The organism is Pseudomonas qingdaonensis (assembly GCF_018398475.1).
Taxonomy (GTDB): Bacteria; Pseudomonadota; Gammaproteobacteria; order Pseudomonadales; family Pseudomonadaceae; genus Aquipseudomonas; species Aquipseudomonas palmensis.
Genome location: NZ_CP074676.1, coordinates 2,581,976 through 2,600,347 on the forward strand (window position 1 = coordinate 2,581,976; position 18,372 = coordinate 2,600,347).

The 18,372-nt window shown below is 66.6% G+C and carries 15 protein-coding genes; 6 read left to right on the plus strand and 9 right to left on the minus strand.

Features of this window, described 5'->3' with window-relative positions:
• Window positions 1-62: 62 nt before the first annotated feature.
• Complete coding sequence (locus KH389_RS11755) at window positions 63-2,303, plus strand: fimbria/pilus outer membrane usher protein (protein WP_102063831.1); 2,241 nt, start codon at window positions 63-65, stop codon at window positions 2,301-2,303.
• Window positions 2,304-2,350: 47 nt separating this feature from the next.
• Entirely contained in the window at window positions 2,351-3,289 is a 939-nt protein-coding gene (locus KH389_RS11760; RefSeq protein WP_100632862.1) for a Csu type fimbrial protein, read from the plus strand.
• Here the strand turns inward: KH389_RS11760 and KH389_RS11765 are convergent.
• A complete protein-coding gene (locus KH389_RS11765) occupies window positions 3,253-4,467 on the minus strand; it encodes an MFS transporter (protein ID WP_213607385.1) in 1,215 nt (404 codons plus the stop codon). The genes KH389_RS11760 and KH389_RS11765 overlap by 37 nt on opposite strands.
• A 96-nt stretch (window positions 4,468-4,563) precedes the next feature.
• Here KH389_RS11765 and KH389_RS11770 point away from each other — a divergent pair, with 96 nt between their 5' ends.
• A complete protein-coding gene (locus KH389_RS11770) occupies window positions 4,564-5,019 on the plus strand; it encodes a winged helix-turn-helix transcriptional regulator (RefSeq protein ID WP_043863967.1) in 456 nt (151 codons plus the stop codon).
• A gap of 104 nt (window positions 5,020-5,123) precedes the next feature.
• Here KH389_RS11770 and KH389_RS11775 read toward each other — a convergent pair whose 3' ends face one another.
• The 3 genes from KH389_RS11775 to KH389_RS11785 form a co-directional block, all read right to left on the minus strand.
• Complete coding sequence (locus KH389_RS11775) at window positions 5,124-6,272, minus strand: M14 family metallopeptidase (RefSeq protein WP_210014728.1); 1,149 nt, start codon at window positions 6,270-6,272, stop codon at window positions 5,124-5,126.
• Between the two features lie 48 nt (window positions 6,273-6,320).
• Entirely contained in the window at window positions 6,321-6,833 is a 513-nt protein-coding gene (locus KH389_RS11780; RefSeq protein ID WP_043863965.1) for a DUF4880 domain-containing protein, read from the minus strand.
• 433 nt (window positions 6,834-7,266) lie between these two features.
• The gene (locus KH389_RS11785; RefSeq protein WP_054914395.1) at window positions 7,267-7,599 is read right to left on the minus strand and encodes a DUF6124 family protein; all 333 of its coding nucleotides are present in this window, start codon (window positions 7,597-7,599) and stop codon (window positions 7,267-7,269) included.
• Between the two features lie 132 nt (window positions 7,600-7,731).
• On the opposite strand from KH389_RS11785, the gene KH389_RS11790 reads away from it, so the two are divergent.
• Window positions 7,732-8,349: a LexA family protein gene (locus KH389_RS11790; RefSeq protein WP_078481708.1), complete on the plus strand. Its 618-nt coding sequence runs from the start codon at window positions 7,732-7,734 to the stop codon at window positions 8,347-8,349.
• 72 nt (window positions 8,350-8,421) lie between these two features.
• Here the strand turns inward: KH389_RS11790 and KH389_RS11795 are convergent, their stop codons facing one another.
• The 4 genes from KH389_RS11795 to KH389_RS11810 all read right to left on the minus strand — a co-directional run bounded on the left by KH389_RS11795 (window position 8,422) and on the right by KH389_RS11810 (window position 14,050).
• Window positions 8,422-10,380, minus strand: a complete 1,959-nt coding sequence (locus KH389_RS11795; RefSeq protein WP_104572528.1) for an acetyl/propionyl/methylcrotonyl-CoA carboxylase subunit alpha — start codon at window positions 10,378-10,380, stop codon at window positions 8,422-8,424.
• On the minus strand, window positions 10,377-11,195 hold the full coding sequence (locus KH389_RS11800) for a gamma-carboxygeranoyl-CoA hydratase (RefSeq protein ID WP_213607386.1): 819 nt from the start codon (window positions 11,193-11,195) through the stop codon (window positions 10,377-10,379). Before KH389_RS11800 ends, KH389_RS11795 begins: the two co-directional genes overlap by 4 nt.
• 3 nt (window positions 11,196-11,198) lie before the next feature.
• Entirely contained in the window at window positions 11,199-12,803 is a 1,605-nt protein-coding gene (locus tag KH389_RS11805) for a carboxyl transferase domain-containing protein (RefSeq protein ID WP_213607387.1), read from the minus strand.
• 83 nt (window positions 12,804-12,886) lie between these two features.
• Window positions 12,887-14,050 (minus strand): isovaleryl-CoA dehydrogenase, encoded by a 1,164-nt coding sequence (locus KH389_RS11810; protein ID WP_213607388.1) that lies wholly within the window; start codon window positions 14,048-14,050, stop codon window positions 12,887-12,889.
• A gap of 204 nt (window positions 14,051-14,254) precedes the next feature.
• Here KH389_RS11810 and KH389_RS11815 point away from each other — a divergent pair, with 204 nt between their 5' ends.
• Window positions 14,255-15,928: an AMP-binding protein gene (locus KH389_RS11815; protein WP_043863958.1), complete on the plus strand. Its 1,674-nt coding sequence runs from the start codon at window positions 14,255-14,257 to the stop codon at window positions 15,926-15,928.
• A gap of 132 nt (window positions 15,929-16,060) precedes the next feature.
• Here the strand turns inward: KH389_RS11815 and KH389_RS11820 are convergent, their stop codons facing one another.
• Complete coding sequence (locus KH389_RS11820; protein WP_167400188.1) at window positions 16,061-16,216, minus strand: hypothetical protein; 156 nt, start codon at window positions 16,214-16,216, stop codon at window positions 16,061-16,063.
• Window positions 16,217-16,358: 142 nt separating this feature from the next.
• Here KH389_RS11820 and KH389_RS11825 point away from each other — a divergent pair, with 142 nt between their 5' ends.
• Window positions 16,359-18,365, plus strand: a complete 2,007-nt coding sequence (locus tag KH389_RS11825) for an alpha-1,4-glucan--maltose-1-phosphate maltosyltransferase (RefSeq protein WP_213607389.1) — start codon at window positions 16,359-16,361, stop codon at window positions 18,363-18,365.
• Window positions 18,366-18,372: the final 7 nt, after the last annotated feature.

An 18,372-nucleotide genomic window follows, 5' to 3' on the forward strand; every position in this document is an offset into this window, starting at 1 on the left:
CGCTGGCGGTGCTGCTGGCGGGCAGCGCGGTCGCAGGCGAACTGCCGCCACCCCCTGCGAGTATGGAGGCTGTCGCCGATGCGCCGTTGTACCTGGAACTGGTGGTCAACCAGATGAGCAGCGCTAGCGTGGTGCTGGTGCACCAGCGGGCCGGGCGCCTGTACATGGCCACCGACGACCTGCAGGCGGCGGGCGTGCAACTGCCCGGGCAGCCCGGCCCGGAACTGGCGCTGGACGCCATCGATGGCTTGCACAGCGAGTACGACAGCCAGAACCAGCGGCTGCTGGTGCAGGTGCCGGCGGCGTGGCTGCCCAACCAGCGCATCGGCGAGCGCTCGCTGGGGCCGGCCGGCGAGGCGTTGAGCAGTTTCGGCGCCTTGCTCAACTACGACGCCTACTTCAACGACACCGATGAGGGGGGCACCTACCTGGCGGCCTGGAACGAGCTGCGGGTGTTCGACAGCTGGGGCACCTTCTCCACCACCGGGCAGTGGCGCCAGCGCCTCGGCGGGGCAGGCTACGAAGGCGCCCAGGAAGGTTTTCGGCGGTACGACACCACCTGGCGCTACACCGACGAAGCGCGCCTGCTGACCTTCGAGGCCGGCGACGTGCTGACCGGCGCCTTGCCCTGGACCAGCTCGGTGCGGGTGGGCGGGGTGCAGCTGTCGCGGGACTTTGCCGTGCGCCCGGACCTGGTGACCTACCCCTTGCCGGCCTTCGCCGGTGAAGCCGCGGTGCCCTCGTCGGTGGACCTGTTCATCAATGGCTACAAGAGCGCCAGTGCCGACCTGCAGCCAGGCCCCTATACCCTGACCAACGTGCCGTTCATCAACGGTGCCGGCGAGGCGGTGGTGGTGACCACCGACGCCCTTGGCCGGCAGGTCTCGACCACGTTGCCGTTCTACGTCACCAGCAGCCTGCTGCAACAGGGGCTGGCGGACTTCTCGGTGGCGGCCGGCGCCCTGCGCCGCGACTATGCCGTGCGCGACTTTGCCTACGGCCCCGGCGTTGCGGCGGGCAGCCTGCGCTATGGCCTGACCGACTACTTCACGCTGGAAAGCCATGCCGAGGCGGCCGGGTCCCTGGGCCTGGGCGGGCTGGGCGGCAACCTGCGGGTGGGCAACTTCGGCGTGCTCAACACGGCGCTGAGCCAGAGCCGCTTCGAAGGCCGCAGTGGCCAGCAGTTGAGCCTGGGCTACCAGTACAACAACCGCTGGCTGGGCTTCAACTACCAGCGCCTGGAGCGTCATGGCGACTACGCCGACCTGTCGCTGGTCGACAGCCCGTATATCCGCCTCAGCCAGCGCAGCGAGCAGGTCACCCTGAGCCTCAACCTGCAACGCTATGGCAGCCTGGGGGCGGGCTACTTCGACGTGCGCGCCGCCGACAACTCGCGCACGCGCCTGCTCAACCTCAGCTGGAGCAAGCCGCTGTGGGGCAACAGCAGCCTGTACCTGTCGGCCAACCGCGACCTGGACGACAGCCAGTGGGCGGTGCAGGCGCAGGTGGTGGTGCCCTTCGACCTGCACGGCACGCTGGCCCTGAGCCTGGAGCGCAACCAGCAGGGCGAGAACCTGCAGCGGGTCAACTACAGCCGCGCCGTACCCGCCCAGGGCGGCGTGGGGTTCAACCTGGGCTATGCCGGCGGCGACCGTGAAACCTACCGTCAGGCCGACCTGACCTGGCGCCTGCAATCGGTGCAGTTGCAGGCCGGGGTGTACGGCAGCAGCGACAACATGACCCGCTGGGCCGACGCCAGCGGCTCGGTGGTGCTGATGGACGCCGGGGTGTTCGCGGCCAATCGCATCGACGACGCCTTCGTGCTGGTCAGCACCGAAGGCTTTGCCGATGTGCCGGTGCGCTACGAGAACCAGGTGGTGGGGCACACCGACAGCCAGGGGCACCTGCTGGTGCCCTACGGCAGCGGCTACTACCGCGGCAAGTACGAGATCGACCCGCTGGAACTGCCCCCCGATGTGCGCTCGCCGAATGTGGAGCAGCGCGTGGCGGTAAGGCGCGGCGCCGGCTACCTGCTGGAATTTCCGTTGCGCCGGGTACTGGCCGCCAGCGTGGTGCTGGTGGATGCCGGCAACAACGAACTGGCCGTGGGCAGCCAGGTACGCCACGAGCAGAGCGGCGCGCTGGCGGTGGTGGGCTGGGATGGCCTGGTGTACCTGGAGGACCTGAGCGAACACAACAGCCTGGTGGTGCAACTGGCCGGAGGCGGCAGTTGCCGGGTGCAGTTCGAGCTCAAGGCGCAGGCCGACCAGGTGCCGCTGATCGGCCCGCTGGTGTGCCAGTGAAGCGCCGGCTGACGGGGCTGCTTGCGCTGCTGGCACTGCTGACCTGCATGCGCGCCCAGGCGCTGTGCCAGGTGCTGGCAACCACGCCGGCCACTTTCGGCCTGGTCAACTCCACCCTGATACGCACCACGGTGCAGACCACCACGGCGCCCAGTGCCGGCTTGAGCTGCACCGGTTCGCTGCTGACCCTGCTGCGTTCGGATGACTCCTTCAAGGCCACCTTCACCGCCAACAACGGCACCACCGGGCTGGTGGGCCCCACCGGCGACGTCATCCTCTACACGCTGTACGCCAACAACAGCACCAGCTACCCGATCACCCGGGGCCAGCCCTACGATTTTGCGCGCAACGGCATCATCGATGCCCTGGGCCTGCTCGGCGGCACCTCGCCCAAGACCGTGCCCATCTACCTGCGCACACAAATGACCAGCAACGTGGCGGCCGGCCTGTACCAGGAGACGTTCACCGTGGCCTGGAGCATCGACTATTGCTGGGGGCTGGGTCTGGGCAGCGCCTGCCTGGGGCGGCAGGTGTTCAACGCCACTACCACCCTGACCATCAACCTGACCGTCACCAACGACTGCCAGATCAGCTCGCCCAACATCGTGTTCGGCAGCGCGCCGGTGGTCAGCGGGTTCGCCACGGTGAGCCAGAACGTCAACCTGGCCTGTACCAAGGGCAGTGCCTACACGGTGGGGCTGGATGACGGGCAGAACGTGGCAGGCGGGCGTCGGCGCATGAAATCCAGCGCCGGCAACTACCTGGCCTATGACATCTTCAAGAGTGGCGGGGGCGTGCGCTGGGGCAGCCTGAGCAGTGCGCGGCGCGCCAGCAGCGACGCCGACATCAACCCGGGCAACGGCAATGGCAGTGGCAGCGCGGCCGGCAGCCAGGTGTTCAACTACAACGCCAGGGTCTACACCGACCAGGCCACGCCGCCGGCCGGCGACTACCTGGACAGCGTGATACTCGACGTGCAGTTCTGAGCCGGCTGGCGCACGGTGCGCCACCAGTACCCCAGTGCCAGCACATTCAACCCCGCGCCCAGCGCGCATACCAGCAGCCAGCCGCCCCAGGCGTAGGCCAGCGTCGAGGCCAGCGAGCCCAGTGCACTGCCGATGGAGTAGAACAGCATGTAGGCGGCGGTGAGCCGGCTGTGGGTATCGGCCGGCAGGCGGTAGATCAGGCTCTGGCTGGCCACGTGCAGCGCCTGCAGGCCCAGGTCGAACACCACCACCCCCAGCAGCAGTGCCCACAGCGATTGCTGGGTGAGGGCGATGGCGCCCCATGAACCGATCATCAGCAGCAGCGAGAGGCCGCTGACCCGTTGCCCCAGGCCACGGTCGGCCAGCCCGCCGGCACGCGCGGCGGCCAGCGCCCCGGCTGCGCCGGCCAGGCCGAACAGGCCCACCTCGGTTGCCGACAACGACAGCGGCGGGGCGCTCAGGGGCAGTACCAGCGGGGTCCACAGCACCATGGCCGAGGCGAAGCTGAGCATTGCCAGCAGGGCGCGCTGGCGCAGCACCGGCTGCTCGCGCACCAGTTGCCACAACGACACCAGCAGCTCGCCGTAGCCAGTGTTGGGGCGCGCAGCCGTGTGTGCGGGCAGCACGCGCCACAGCAGCAGGGTCATCAGCAGGGTCAGCGCTGCCGACAGGGCGTAGATCGAGCGCCAGCCGGCCAGATCGGCCATCGCCCCGGACAGGGTGCGGGCCAGCAGGATGCCGATCACGATACCGCTGGTGACCATGCCCACCACATGCCCGCGTTCGGTGTCGGCCGATACGCTGGCGGCATGCGCCACCAGCAGTTGCGCCACCACCGCCAACAGGCCGGTCAGGGCCATGCCGACAAACAGCCAGGCGCTGCTGGTGGCCAGCGCGATCATCAGCAGGGCCAGCACCGACAGCAGCGACTGCAGCACGATCAGCCGGCGCCGCTCGAACAGGTCGCCCAGAGGCACCAGCAGTATCAGGCCCAGGCCGTAGCCGACCTGGGTCAGGGTCACCACCAGCCCCACCAGCGCCGGGTCGATGGCGAAGTCGTGGGCCATCGCGTCCAGCAGTGGCTGGGCGTAATACACGTTGGCCACCGCCAGTGCGCAGGCGACGGAGAACAGCAGGGCGAGCCACGGCGAAAGCCGGGGCGCAGGGGAGGCGGGCATGGCGATATCCTATGTGGTTGCATAATGAAACTGGTTGTATGCTGAGAGGACCGGTTTTATATTGCAACTACTTTTTTCAGCCTGCCGAGAGCGATCATGGTTCAACGTACCCGCCTGCAAGATGCCGAATGCCCGGTGGCCCGGTCACTGGACGCGATCGGTGACTGGTGGTCGCTGTTGATCGTGCGTGATGCGTTTGATGGCTTGCGCCGCTTTGGCGAGTTCCAGCGCAACCTGGGCATGGCCAAGAACATTTTGGCCTCGCGCTTGCGCCAGTTGGTGGAGCACCGGATTCTGGAGCTGGTGCCGGCGTCGGATGGCAGCGCGTACCAGGAGTACGTGCTGACCGAGAAGGGGCGCGGGTTGTTTCCCTTGATCGTGGGGCTGCGCCAGTGGGGCGAGGCGTTTTTCTACCAGCCTGGCGAGGCGCATTCGGTGCTGGTGGACCGCCAGAGCGGGGCGCCGGTGGGCCCGCTGCAGCTGCGAGCGGCGGATGGGCGGGTGCTGGGGCCGGATGATTGCGTGCGGGTGGCGGGGCCGCCGCCGGCCTGACCTGCCTCATCGCGGGTCAGGCCGCTCCCACAGGGCACTGCAAGCCTTGTGGGGGCGGGCTTGAACCGCGATGGGGAGCGCTGCGGGGCGGCGGTGCGTCAGCCCTAGCGCAGCTCTGCGACCAGCTTCGCCAAGGTGTCGATCACTGCGCTGCCCAGCGCCTTGGAGCGTTCACCCGACCAGCCGGTCACCGCATCGGGCGCGTCGTCGTGGTCCTTGAACGGCATCTCCAGGGTCAGCGACAGGCAGTCATGCGCCTGGCCCACCGCATTGCATGCCAGGGTCATGTTGGCCTGCCCAGGCTTGCTGCGCGGGTAGCCGTGGGTGGTCTGGAAGTCCCGGGTCACGCTGCACAGGGTGCTGCGAAAACGCTCCTCCAGTGCCGCGATCCGATCCGTGTAGCCCGGGTTGCCTTCGCACCCGGCCGTGAACACATGGGGTATTTCCTCATCGCCATGGGCATCCAGGAACAGGTCCACGCCATACAGCTTCATCTGCTGCTGGGCGAACAGCACCTCAGGGGTGTGTTCGATGTTCGCATCCTGCCAGGCGCGGTTGAGGTCCTTGCCCCTGGCATTGGTGCGCAGGTGCCCGGCAGCGGCACCGTCCGGGTTCATGTTGGGGATCAGGTACAGGTCGGCGACCGCCAGCAGGGCCTGCACGGTGGCATCGTTACCCTGTATGCGGTCAATCACGCCCTCCATGAACCACTCGGCCATGTGCTCGCCGGGGTGCTGCTGGGCGATGATCCACAGCTTGCGCTTGCCCGCGCCCCCGTCGCCCGCCCGCAGCAACGGGATATCGCGCCCTTCGACGCTGCGCCCGGTGGCCAGCAGTTCGACGCCCGGCAAGGCGCTGGCGCGTTCGATCAGCTGATTGTGCCGCGCGCGCGGGTAGGGCTCGAAATAGGCGAACCAGGCCTGTGTTTCGCGGGGCTCAAGGCTGAAGTGCAGGGCCTTGCCGTCGTAGCGGGTCGGCACGCGAAACCAGTTCTGCTGGTCGTAGGACGCTACCGCCTGGTAGCCCTCCCATGCGGCGCTATAGGACGACTGGCTGGCGTTGTCCAGGCTGAAGGCGTGGGTATGCCCGGGCGTCAGCCCGCTGGCCTTGAAGTGAAACCACTGGAAATGCCCGCTGTGGGTGTCGGGGCGGATGTTCAGGTGAATCCGGGACGGGTTGCCGGCATCGACGAGCAGGATGTTGCCGGCATCGAATGCGCAATCGATGCTAACGGGGGACAGCGTCACGGTCATGGCCAGGCTCCGGTAGAGTTGTTGTGCCAACCACTCTACACCCCTGGATCACGACCAGAAACCGATCGCCAGCGCCGCTGCCAACCCCAGGCCGAGCGCCACCGAGCAGCCTCCCAGCGAAACACCGGCCCAGGCCTGGCGATACCAGTGCCCATCGCCCAGTTGCCGGGCCGGTGCCAGCAGGTTGCGCCAGCGCAGTTCGGTGGCATGGAACGCATGCAGGTGTTCGGGGGCGGCATCCAGCCAGCGGCGAAAGTCGATGCGCTCGCTGGCGGTGATGTCCGGGCTCTGCAGGCGCACATACCATTGCGCCGCCGCAGTGCTGGAGGCGCTGCGCACCGGCAGGGCGGCCTGCAGTACCTGGCCCATGTGCCGTTCCACGGTCGGTGCGCCGATGTCCAGGCGCTGGGCGATGGCGGCGAACGACAGTTGATCGAGGCGATTGAGCAGGAACACCTGCTGTACCCGGCGTGGCAACTTTTTCAGGCGCACGAGCAGGGCATCTTCGCCGAGGTCGGCGCTATCGTGATGGTGTTCAAGGGGCAGCAACAGACGGGTCATGTACGAGCTCCTTGCAGAAAGAAACGACTGAAGAGAAGGGGGCGTCTTCCCTGACGCTGCGACAGCTTAATCTACATGAGATTGATTCTCAAGTGCTGAATCGGCAAAGGCTTGTCTCGGGGTTACATATCGAGACATACATTTGCTATCATCGCTGCCATTCAAGCACCACCCGCCTTCATTAGCCTGAAGAGCCAAAAAAAAGACCCGGCAAAAAGCCGGGTCAAAAACCGTGATTAGCCTGATGAGGAGATAATCTGAGAGTCCGACCTAAGGGCTTTCAGTTATCCAACCAGTCTCGCGACCAGTTGTTTGCAATAATAATCGTTCTCATTTTCAAGTCAAATGAATTTTCTGTTATCCAGCAAAAAATTCCGTATCGCTGTGCCTGGTCGTTGAACCACGGCCTGCCCCACCGCCGTTCCCGTTGCCATCATCCCTCCCTTGATTGAAGCTCCTGCCGCCTGGCCTGTTCCGCGAGGCTGCGGTCCAGCAGCGCCCTGGCCATGTTGATCATGTGCATCACCGAGAAGGCCATGTCCCGTGAGTTGCCCTTGAGGTTGTCGGCCGACTCGTAAGCGCTGGCCGCGGCGCAGCGCAGCATGCTCGAGGCGTGTTCGGTGGCCGCTTCGGCCGAGAGGTCCTGGCGGGCGATGAACAGCTGGTCGTCCGTGTGGCTGACCGTAGATGGGGTAGGGTTGAGGTAATAGTCCAGTGCGCGGCGTGCCGCTTCGCTGTCCAGGTCGTTGAAAGGGGGTGGGGTCATGGGGCTGCCTTCCTTGTAGTGAGTAGGAAAAGATTACCCTTCAATCCTAAGTACATGTTGTATTGTATTCCATCGCTTAAATACTACAGAGTATGTATTGAGTCGCTGCTGTCAGTCCGTATCGTGCCAGCGATGAAAAAATGGAATGAACTGGCGAAAGCCAGAATGCGCGAGCTGGGCCTCACGCAGGAGAAACTGGCCGAACGCCTCGGGGTGACCCAAGGTGGCGTTGGCCATTGGATTCGGGGAAGGAACAATCCACCGCTGGCCACCATCGACGAGATCCTGCGGATACTGGGCATGGGGCGCATGGGCGTGGTCTGCGACGACGCCGTCGCGGAGCCGTCCGGGGTCTATGCCACACCGGCGCTGGGTGCATTCCGCTACCCGCTGTCGGACTGGGAGCACCTGGCCGAGCCTGTCGAAGGCGCGCCGACCGTGCTCAGCGATCACCTGGCCGATGGCCCGTGCTACTGGCTGACGGTGGAAGGTGACGCGATGAATTCGCCCATGGGCCTGAGCGTGCCGGCGGGCATGATGGTGCTGGTGGACAGCGGTCGAACCGCCGAGATCGGCGCGCTGGTGATCGCGCGCCTGCCCGGCAATCCTGTCGCGGTGTTTCGCCAGCTGGTCGAGGAGGGTGGTCAGCGGTACTTGCAGCCGCTCAATCCCACCTGGCCCAAACTGACGTGGGAGGAGGGCACCGAGGTGCTCGGTGTGGTGGTGCAGGCGTCTATCCGGCTGGGCTGAAAAGCGTCGCTGGCAAGCCGGCCCACACAGGGTTTCGTGGCGCCCACAAAACCCTGTGCAGGTGCAGCGCCGTCAGCCTTCCTGAACCTCCAGCTCCACCAGCGCGGCCCCTTCGCTGACCATCTCGCCTTCCTGGCAATACAGCGCCTTGACCGTCCCGGCCTGGGGTGCGCGGATGCTGTGCTCCATCTTCATGGCCTCCAGCACCACCAGTTGCGTGCCAGCCTCGACCACCTGACCGACCTCCACCAGTACCCGCACGATGCTGCCGTTCATGGGCGCACTCATGCCGCCCTGGTGCGCATGGCCGGCGTCCGCCTCGGCAATCGGGTCGAAAGCGCTTACCCCGTGCAGCTCGCCATCCCACTCCAGATACAGCGTTTGCCCACGGCGCACGGCCAGGTGCCTGCGCCGCACGCCTTCGTGCTCGATCACCAGGTGCTCGCCGTCCATGCGCGCGGACACCGACCCGGGGTTCAGGCTCAGTGCCCGGTCTTCGCCATTGCAGCGCAGGTGCAGGGCGGTCTGCGCCGGTACGCCCGGCCTGAAACCGGTGGCGGCTGCCCACGGCGAGTGCCGGTCATCAGCGCGCACGCAGGCGGGGCGCGATTGCTGGAAGGCCTGCCCGGCAGCCTGCCAGAACGCTGTCGGCAACGCGACGGGGGCGGGCAGCAGTTGATCCTGATAGCGCGGGATGAACCCGGTATCCAGTTCGGCCTCGGCGAAGGCGCGGTGGGCCAGGATGCGGCGCAGGAAGGCGATGTTGGTCTTCAGGCCGCCAATGGCGAAGCTGTCGAGCATCGCCAGCAGGCGCAGGCGTGCCTGCTCCCGGTTCTCGCCCCAGGCAATCAGCTTGCCCAGCATCGGGTCGTAGAACGGCGAGATGCTGTCACCTTCGCACACGCCGCTGTCGACCCGGCGCCCTTCGCCCGGCGCCGACTCGCGGTACAGCGCCAGGTGCCCGGTGGCCGGCAGAAAGTCGTTGGCCGGGTCCTCGGCGTACAGGCGTACCTCGATGGCATGCCCGTGCAGCGGCACCTGGTCCTGCGTCAGCGGCAGCGCCTCGCCGCACGCCACGCGGATCTGCCAGGCCACCAGGTCCAGGCCGGTGATCGCCTCGGTCACCGGGTGCTCCACCTGCAGGCGGGTGTTCATTTCCATGAAGAAGAATTCGCCGCGGGCATCGAGCAGGAACTCGACCGTGCCTGCGCCCACATAGCCGATGGCCTGGGCCGCACGTACCGCCGCCTCGCCCATGGCCTGGCGCTGCGCCGGGCTCAGGCCGGGGGCCGGGGCTTCCTCGACCACCTTCTGGTGACGACGCTGGATCGAGCAGTCGCGCTCGTTCAGGTACAGGCAGTTGCCATGCTGGTCGGCGAACACCTGGATCTCGACGTGACGCGGCTTGAGCACGTACTTTTCGACCAGCATGCGTGCGTCGCCGAACGACGACAGCGCTTCACGCTGGGCCGAGGCCAGGGCTTCACCCAGCTGGCTTTCCTGCTCGACCACCTTCATGCCCTTGCCACCGCCACCGGCGGTGGCCTTGAGCAGTACGGGGTAGCCGATGCGCTGGGCGGCCGCGCGGAAGGTCTCCAGGTCCTGGGCTTCGCCGTGGTAGCCAGGCACCAGCGGTACCCCGGCCACTTCCATCAGCGCCTTGGCCGCCGACTTGCTGCCCATCGCGTCGATGGCACTGGCCGGCGGACCGAGGAAGATCAGCCCGGCCTCTTCGATGGCCCGGGCAAAGCCTGCGTTCTCAGACAGAAAGCCGTAGCCCGGGTGTATCGCCTGGGCGCCGCTGGCCTTGGCCGCGGCAATCAGCCTGGGGATGTCCAGGTAGCTCTCGGCCGCCTTGGCGCCACCCAGGTCAACCCGGATATCCGCTTCGCGGCTGTGCCGCGCATCGCGGTCGATGGCGCTGTGCACGGCCACGGTGGTCAGGCCCATGGCCTTGGCGGTGCGCATCACGCGGCAGGCGATCTCGCCACGGTTGGCGACCAGCAGGGTGGTCAGCAGAGGGCGGCTCATGGGCGTGGCTCCTTGTCCGAAGCGGGGGTTTGCCAGGCTGGCGTGCGTTTTTCGAGGAAGGCGCGCAGGCCCTCCTGGCCTTCGGCGCTCACGCGGATACGCGCAATGGCGCCTTCACAGTAGCGGCGCAGGGCAGGGGTGAGCTCACCATTGCCCACTTCGCGCAGCAGCTCCTTGCTGGCGCACATGGCCTGCGGGCTGTTGAGCAGCAGGTTGTCGACCCAGCGCTCGACCTCGGCATCCAGGTGCGCGGCCGGGCAGGTTTCGGCCAGCAGGCCCAGTTCGCGGGCCCGCTCGCCGCTGAAGCGTTCGGCGGTCAGGGCATAGCGGCGGGTGGCGCGCTCGCCCATGGCCTGCACCACGAACGGGCTGATCACCGCCGGCGCCAGGCCGATGCGCACTTCAGACAGGCACAGCTGCGCGTCGTCGGCACCGATGGACATGTCGCAGCAACTGATCAGCCCCACGGCACCGCCGAAGGCTGCGCCCTGGACCACCGCCAGGGTCGGCACCTTGAGCCGCGCCAGGTTGTACATCAGCTCGGCCAGCTCGCGGGCGTCGTCCAGGTTGGTGTTGTAGTCCAGCTGCGCCGACTGCTGCATCCAGGCAAGGTCGGCGCCGGCACTGAAGTGCCGGCCGCGCCCGCGCAGCACCATGAAGCGCAGGCTGGCGTCGTTGCCGATCTGGTCGATGGCGATGATCAGTTCGCGGATCATCTGCGCGTTGAAGGCGTTGTTCTTGGCCTCGCGGCTCAGCCACAGGGTGGCGAAGCCGCGCGGGTCGCGAATCAGTTCAAGGGTAGAGAAGTCGCTCATCGGTCACATCCGGAAAATGCCGAAACGGCTCGGTTCGATCGGGGCATTGAGGGCTGCCGAGAGGGCCAGGCCGAGAATCTCGCGGGTTTGCGCAGGGTCGATGACGCCGTCGTCCCACAGCCTTGCGCTGGAATAGTAGGGGTGGCCCTGGTGTTCGTACTGGTCCAGGATCGGCTGCTTGAGCTGCGCCTCGTCCTGCGAGCTGAAAACCTGGCCGCTGCGCTCGCTTTGTTCGCGCTTGACCTGGGCCAGCACGCCTGCGGCCTGTTCGGCGCCCATCACGCCGATGCGCGCGTTGGGCCACATCCACAGAAAGCGCGGGTCGTAGGCACGCCCGCACATGCCATAGTTGCCGGCACCGAAGCTGCCGCCGATGATCACGGTGAACTTGGGCACCTGGGCGCAGGCCACTGCGGTCACCAGCTTGGCGCCATGCTTGGCGATGCCGCCGGCCTCGTACTTCTGGCCCACCATGAAGCCGGTGATGTTCTGCAGGAACAGCAGCGGGATGCCGCGCTGGCAGGCCAGCTCGATGAAGTGCGCGCCTTTCTGCGCGGCCTCGGCGAACAGGATGCCGTTGTTGGCCAGAATCGCCACCGGGTAGCCGTGCAGGTGGGCAAAGCCGCACACCAGCGTGGTACCGAACAGCGCCTTGAACTCGTCGAACAGCGAGCCGTCCACCAGGCGCGCGATCACCTCGCGCACATCGAACGGCTGCTTGGCATCGGCCGGCACCACGCCGTACAGCTCGTCGGCTGCGTACAGCGGGGCGATCGGGGTGCGCACCTGCAGCTGGCCCAGCTTGCGCCAGTTGAGGTTGGCCACGCAGCGCCGGGCGATGGCCAGGGCGTGTTCGTCGTTGTCGGCATAGTGGTCGGCCACGCCGCTGACCTTGCAGTGCACGTCGGCACCGCCCAGGTCTTCGGCGCTGACCACCTCGCCGGTGGCGGCTTTGACCAGCGGCGGGCCGGCCAGGAAGATGGTGGCCTGCTGGCGCACCATGATCGCCTCGTCGGCCATGGCCGGCACGTAGGCACCGCCGGCGGTGCACGAGCCCATCACCACGGCGATCTGCGGTATGCCCTGGGCGCTCATGGTGGCCTGGTTGAAGAAGATGCGGCCGAAGTGCTCGCGGTCGGGGAACACCTCGTCCTGGCGTGGCAGGTTGGCGCCGCCGGAGTCCACCAGGTACACGCAGGGCAGGCGGTTCTGCTGGGCGATGGTCTGGGCGCGCAGGTGCTTCTTGACGGTCAGCGGGTAGTACGAGCCGCCTTTGACGGTGGCGTCGTTGGCCACGATCATGCACTCCACGCCCTCGATGCGGCCGATGCCGGCGATCACGCCGGCGGCAGGCACGTCTTCGCCGTACACCTCGTGGGCGGCCAGCTGGCCGATCTCCAGAAACGGCGAGCCCGGGTCGAGCAGGCGGTCGATGCGGTCGCGCGGCAGCAACTTGCCGCGTGAGGTGTGGCGCTCCTGGGCCTTGGGCCCGCCGCCCTGGTGCACGCTGGCGAGCAGGTCACGCAGGCCTTGCACCTGCTCGAGCATGGCCGCGCTGTTGAGCGCGAATTCGGGCGCGCGGGGGTTCAACTGAGACTTCAGAATCATCGTGGCTCCTGGCGCAGCTTCAAGCGGCAAGCTCCAAGCTGCAAGAGTGGGTCTGCGTTATGGCGGCGTTGCCGCTGAGCGCCTCAGCGCGTCTCGTTGAACAGCTCGCGACCGATCAGCATGCGCCGGATCTCGCTGGTGCCGGCGCCGATCTCGTACAGCTTGGCGTCGCGCAGCAGGCGGCCTGCGGGGAACTCGTTGATGTAGCCGTTGCCGCCCAGAATCTGGATTGCCTCGAGGGCCATCTGGGTGGCGCGCTCGGCGGTGTAGAGGATCACCCCGGCGGCGTCCTTGCGGGTGGTCTCGGCGCGATCGCAGGCCTGGGCCACGGCATACAGGTAGGCGCGGCTGGCATTGAGCTGGGTGTACATGTCGGCGATCTTGCCCTGGATCAGCTGGAACTCGCCGATGCTCTGGCCGAACTGCTTGCGGTCGTGGATGTAGGGCACCACCAGGTCCATGCACGCCTGCATGATCCCGGTAGGGCCGCCGGAGAGCACCACACGCTCGTAGTCCAGGCCGCTCATCAGCACCTTCACGCCACCGTTGAGCTGGCCGAGGATGTTCTCCTGGGGCACCTCGACGTTGTCGAAGAACAGCTCGCAGGTGTTGGAACCGCGCATGCCCAGCTTGTCGAACTTGTTGCTGCGGCTGAAGCCGGCCCAGTCGCGCTCGACGATGAACGCGGTGATGCCGTGGGGGCCCTTTTCCAGGTCGGTCTTGGCGTAGATCACGTAGGTGTTGGCGTCGGGGCCGTTGGTGATCCAGGTCTTGCTGCCGTTGAGCACGAAGCGGTCGCCGCGCTGTTCGGCACGCAGTTTCATCGACACCACGTCGGAGCCGGCGTTGGGCTCGCTCATGGCCAGGGCGCCGATGTGCTCGCCGCTGATCAGCTTGGGCAGGTATTTGGCTTTCTGTTCGGCGGTGCCGTTGCGGTTGATCTGGTTGACGCAGAGGTTGGAGTGAGCGCCGTAGGAGAGCGCGACCGAGGCCGAGCCGCGGCTGATTTCTTCCATGGCCACCACGTGGGCCAGGTAGCCCAGGCCCGCGCCGCCGTATTCTTCGCTGACGGTGATGCCCAGCAGGCCCATGTCGCCGAACTTGCGCCACATGTCGGCGGGGAACAGGTTGTCCTGGTCGATCTGCGCCGCACGCGGGGCCAGCTCGGCTGCGACGAACGTCTGCACCTGGTCGCGGAGCATGTCGATGGTTTCGCCCAGGGCGAAGTTCAGGGTCGGATAACGCATGCTGGCACCTTTCTTGTCGATTGTTCTTTGAGTGGCGTGGTGGTTGACCCGCGATCAAGGCGCTGCGATCTGTCACCTTTACGTTAACGTAAACCCCGCACCGAACACTGTCAATCTCCCCATGACCTTTACGTTAACGTTAATTTGCGCCACATTAGGTCTCGCGTGAATCAGCACCCACAACAATCACAATACGGGGTCGTCATGAATCAACCGAGCTACACCCAGGGTCGCCAGGACAAACCGCTGCTGGCCATGACCATCGGCCAGGCCCTGGACAACACCGTGGCGCGCTTTGCCGAGCGCGAGGCACTGGTGGTACGCCACCAGCAACTGCGCTACAGCTGGCGCGAACTGGCCGACAGCATCGACCTGCATGCCCGCGCCCTGATGGCGCTGGGCCTGAAGACCGGCGACCGCCTGGGTATCTGGGCGCCCAACTGCGCGCAGTGGTGCATCGCCCAGTTCGCCACCGCCAAAATCGGCGTGATCCTGGTCAACATCAACCCGGCCTACCGCACCAGCGAACTGGAATACGTGCTGCGCCAGTCTGCCTGCCAGTGGCTGATCTGCGCCGGCACCTTCAAGACCTCCGACTACCATGCCATGCTCGGCGAACTGCTGCCGGAGCTGGCGCACCAGGCGCCAGGCCAGCTCAATGGCGAGCGCCTGCCCGACCTGCGCGGGCTGATCAGCCTCGACGACGCGCCGCCGGGCGGCTTCCTGCCGTGGGCGGCGCTGGCCGGCATGGCCGAGCAGGTCGCCCCGGCCGAGTACCAGCAGCGCCAGCAGAGCCTGCAGTTCGACCAGCCGGTGAACATCCAGTACACCTCCGGCACCACGGGCTTCCCCAAGGGCGCGACCCTGAGCCACTACAACATCCTCAACAACGGCTACATGGTCGGCGAGAGCCTGGGCCTGACCGAGCATGACCGCATGGTGATCCCGGTGCCGCTGTATCACTGCTTCGGCATGGTCATGGGCAACCTGGGCTGCATCACCCACGGCACCACCATGATCTACCCCAACGACGCCTTCGACCCGCTGCTGACCCTCGAAGGCGTGGCCCGCGAGCGCGCCACCGTGCTGTACGGGGTGCCGACCATGTTCATCGCGCTGCTCGACCAGCCGCGGCGCGGCGACTACGACCTGAGCAGCCTGCGCACCGGCATCATGGCCGGTGCTACCTGCCCGATCGAAGTGATGCGTCGGGTGATCGACCAGTTGCACATGGGCGAGGTGCAGATCGCCTATGGCATGACCGAGACCAGCCCGGTGTCGCTGCAGACCGGCCCGGACGACGAGCTGGAGTTGCGCGTGACTACGGTGGGGCGCACCCAGCCGCAGCTGGAGAGCAAGATCGTCGACGAACACGGCTGCATCGTGCCGCGTGGCACCATCGGCGAGCTGTGCACCCGCGGCTACAGCGTGATGCTGGGCTACTGGGGCAACCCGGCGGCCACCAGCGAGGCGATCGACCCGGCGGGCTGGATGCACACCGGCGACCTGGCGAGCATGGACGAGCAGGGCTACGTGTGCATTGCCGGGCGCAACAAGGACATGATCATTCGCGGTGGCGAGAACATCTACCCGCGCGAGCTGGAGGAGTTCTTCTTCACCCACCCGTCGGTGGCGGACGTGCAGGTGATCGGCATTCCGGATGAGCGTTACGGCGAGGAGATCGTGGCGTGGATCAAGCTGCACCCTGGGCACAGCGCCACCGATGGGGAGCTGCAGGCCTGGTGCAAGAGCCGCATCGCGCACTTCAAGACGCCGCGACATTTTCGTTTCGTCGAGGAGTTTCCGATGACGGTGACCGGCAAGATCCAGAAGTTTCGCATGCGCGAGATCAGCATCGAGGAGTTGTGCAACCGTTGAGCTCGGCGTTTCAGCCATCGCGGGTCAAGCCCGCTCCCACAGGTATCGCGCATTTCTGTAAACCACCGCACTCCTGTGGGAGCGGGCTTGACCCGCGATGGGCACACCGCAGTGCAACTGCCGGATCCCGGTCTACGCTTGCACCTTCACCGGCGGCTCTTCACTGGGCGGGTCGCCCACGGGCTCCTGCTCCTTGGGCGGCTCAGGCTCCTTCTCGGGCACCGGTGGTGGCAGATTGGGGTCATCGATATTCGGATCGGGCGTTTCAGCAGGAATAGGAATATTCATGGGCCGAACCTCACATAAAGGGCTGTTCAAAGGCTGACCCATTCTTCGACCGTGGCCGCGCCGCATCGCTCATTTTTTATTGAACCCCCACGCCTGCCATTGCTCTGAACCTTACCGTCACAGCGTAACGGAGCGATGTTCGATGACCCGCGATGAGCCTTTCAGCACCGATGAAACCAGCGAGCACACCCTGACCCTGGCCAGGGCGCTGCTGCTGCCGCGCATAGTGATCGAGAACACCGAACCTGTGCTCGACGCCGGCCAGCACGCGGTCAAGGGTACCGTGGGCGAACAGGTCACCGTTACCAGCAAGGTCTTCGCCGACGGCCACGACGTGCTGGCCGTGCGCCTGAGCTGGCGCCGCCTGCAGCACCCCAACTGGCACGAAGTGCCCATGACGCTGCTGGGCAACGACAGCTGGGAGGGGCGCTTCACGGTCAGCGAGGTGGGCCGCCACCTGTTCATGATCGAGGCCTGGATCGACCAGTACGCCAGCTACTGCTACGAGCTGGAGAAGAAATTCGCCGCCGGCGTCGACGTAGGCCTGGAGCTGGAGGAGGGCCGCCGCCATCTGATGCAGAGCGCCGAGCGCAGCAGCGAGCCGCTGCGTGCGCAACTGGAGGCGGTGGCCCTGCAACTGTCCAGCCTGCCTGCCCAGGCCGGCGTCGAGCTGCTGCTGCACGACGACACCCGCGCCCTGATGGGCCGCGCCGACCACCGTGCCTACCTAAGCCGCAGCGCCGAGTTCCCCCTTGAGGTGGAGCGCGAGCGCGCACGCTTTGCCAGCTGGTACGAGCTGTTCCCGCGTTCGGTCACCGACGACCCGGCCCGCCACGGCACCTTCAACGACGTGCATCAGCGCCTGCCGATGATCCGCGACATGGGCTTTGACGTGCTGTACTTCCCGCCCATCCACCCCATCGGCACCCAGCACCGCAAGGGCCGCAACAATGCCTTGCAGGCCGGCCCCGACGACCCCGGCAGCCCCTACGCCATCGGCAGCGCCGACGGCGGGCACGAGGCCATCCACCCGCAGCTGGGCAGCCGCGAAGACTTCCGCCGGCTGGTGGCCGCCGCCGCCGAGCATGGTCTGGAAATCGCCCTGGACTTCGCCATCCAGTGCTCCCAGGACCACCCCTGGCTCACCGAGCACCCGGGCTGGTTCAGTTGGCGCCCCGACGGCACCATCCGCTATGCCGAGAACCCGCCGAAAAAATACCAGGACATCGTCAACGTCGACTTCTATGCCGCCGACGCGGTGCCCGCCCTGTGGCTGGCCCTGCGCGACGTGGTGCTGGGCTGGGTGCAGGAGGGCGTGACCCAGTTTCGCGTGGACAACCCGCACACCAAGCCGCTGCCGTTCTGGGAGTGGCTGATCGCCAACGTGCGCAGCCAGCACCCGCAGGTGATCTTCCTCGCCGAGGCCTTCACCAAGCCGGCGATGATGGCGCGCCTGGGCAAGGTCGGCTATTCGCAGAGCTATACCTACTTCACCTGGCGCAACACCAAGGCCGAGCTGCAACAGTACTTCAGCGAACTCAACCAGCCGCCGTGGTCGTACTGCTACCGCCCCAACTTCTTCGTCAACACGCCGGACATCAACCCGTTCTTCCTGCACGACTCCGGCCGCCCGGGCTTTCTGATTCGCGCAGCGCTGGCCACCATGGGCTCGGGCCTGTGGGGCATGTATTCGGGGTTCGAGCTGTGCGAGGCGGCGGCGATACCGGGCAAGGAGGAATACCTGGACTCGGAGAAGTACGAGATCCGCCCGCGCGACTACACCCAGCCCGGCAACATCATTGCCGAGATCGCCCAGCTCAACCGCATCCGCCGCCAGCACCCGGCCCTGCAGACCCACCTGGGCATCCGCTTCTACAACGCCTGGAACGACAACATCCTGTACTTCGCCAAGGGCGATCCGGCCAGCGGCAGCCTGATCCTGGTGGCCGTCAGCCTCGACCCGCACAACGCCCAGGAGGCGCACTTCGAGTTGCCGCTGTGGGAGCTGGGCCTGGAGGACGACGCCGAAACCTTCGGCGAAGACCTGATGAGCGGCCATCGCTGGAGCTGGTACGGCAAGACCCAGTGGATGCGCATCGAACCCTGGCACCAGCCGTTCGGCATCTGGCGCATCACCCCGGCCCGCTAGCCCCCCG

What these genes read in the sequence shown, in the direction of transcription:
- KH389_RS11755 (WP_102063831.1), top strand. Translation starts at nt 63, where the DNA reads ATGGAGGCTGTCGCCGATGCGCCGTTGTACCTGGAACTGGTGGTCAAC.
- KH389_RS11760 (WP_100632862.1), top strand. Translation starts at nt 2,351, where the DNA reads ATGCGCGCCCAGGCGCTGTGCCAGGTGCTGGCAACCACGCCGGCCACT.
- KH389_RS11765 (WP_213607385.1), bottom strand. Translation starts at nt 4,467, where the DNA reads ATGCCCGCCTCCCCTGCGCCCCGGCTTTCGCCGTGGCTCGCCCTGCTG.
- KH389_RS11770 (WP_043863967.1), top strand. Translation starts at nt 4,564, where the DNA reads ATGGTTCAACGTACCCGCCTGCAAGATGCCGAATGCCCGGTGGCCCGG.
- KH389_RS11775 (WP_210014728.1), bottom strand. Translation starts at nt 6,272, where the DNA reads ATGACCGTGACGCTGTCCCCCGTTAGCATCGATTGCGCATTCGATGCC.
- KH389_RS11780 (WP_043863965.1), bottom strand. Translation starts at nt 6,833, where the DNA reads ATGACCCGTCTGTTGCTGCCCCTTGAACACCATCACGATAGCGCCGAC.
- KH389_RS11785 (WP_054914395.1), bottom strand. Translation starts at nt 7,599, where the DNA reads ATGACCCCACCCCCTTTCAACGACCTGGACAGCGAAGCGGCACGCCGC.
- KH389_RS11790 (WP_078481708.1), top strand. Translation starts at nt 7,732, where the DNA reads ATGAAAAAATGGAATGAACTGGCGAAAGCCAGAATGCGCGAGCTGGGC.
- KH389_RS11795 (WP_104572528.1), bottom strand. Translation starts at nt 10,380, where the DNA reads ATGAGCCGCCCTCTGCTGACCACCCTGCTGGTCGCCAACCGTGGCGAG.
- KH389_RS11800 (WP_213607386.1), bottom strand. Translation starts at nt 11,195, where the DNA reads ATGAGCGACTTCTCTACCCTTGAACTGATTCGCGACCCGCGCGGCTTC.
- KH389_RS11805 (WP_213607387.1), bottom strand. Translation starts at nt 12,803, where the DNA reads ATGATTCTGAAGTCTCAGTTGAACCCCCGCGCGCCCGAATTCGCGCTC.
- KH389_RS11810 (WP_213607388.1), bottom strand. Translation starts at nt 14,050, where the DNA reads ATGCGTTATCCGACCCTGAACTTCGCCCTGGGCGAAACCATCGACATG.
- KH389_RS11815 (WP_043863958.1), top strand. Translation starts at nt 14,255, where the DNA reads ATGAATCAACCGAGCTACACCCAGGGTCGCCAGGACAAACCGCTGCTG.
- KH389_RS11820 (WP_167400188.1), bottom strand. Translation starts at nt 16,216, where the DNA reads ATGAATATTCCTATTCCTGCTGAAACGCCCGATCCGAATATCGATGAC.
- KH389_RS11825 (WP_213607389.1), top strand. Translation starts at nt 16,359, where the DNA reads ATGACCCGCGATGAGCCTTTCAGCACCGATGAAACCAGCGAGCACACC.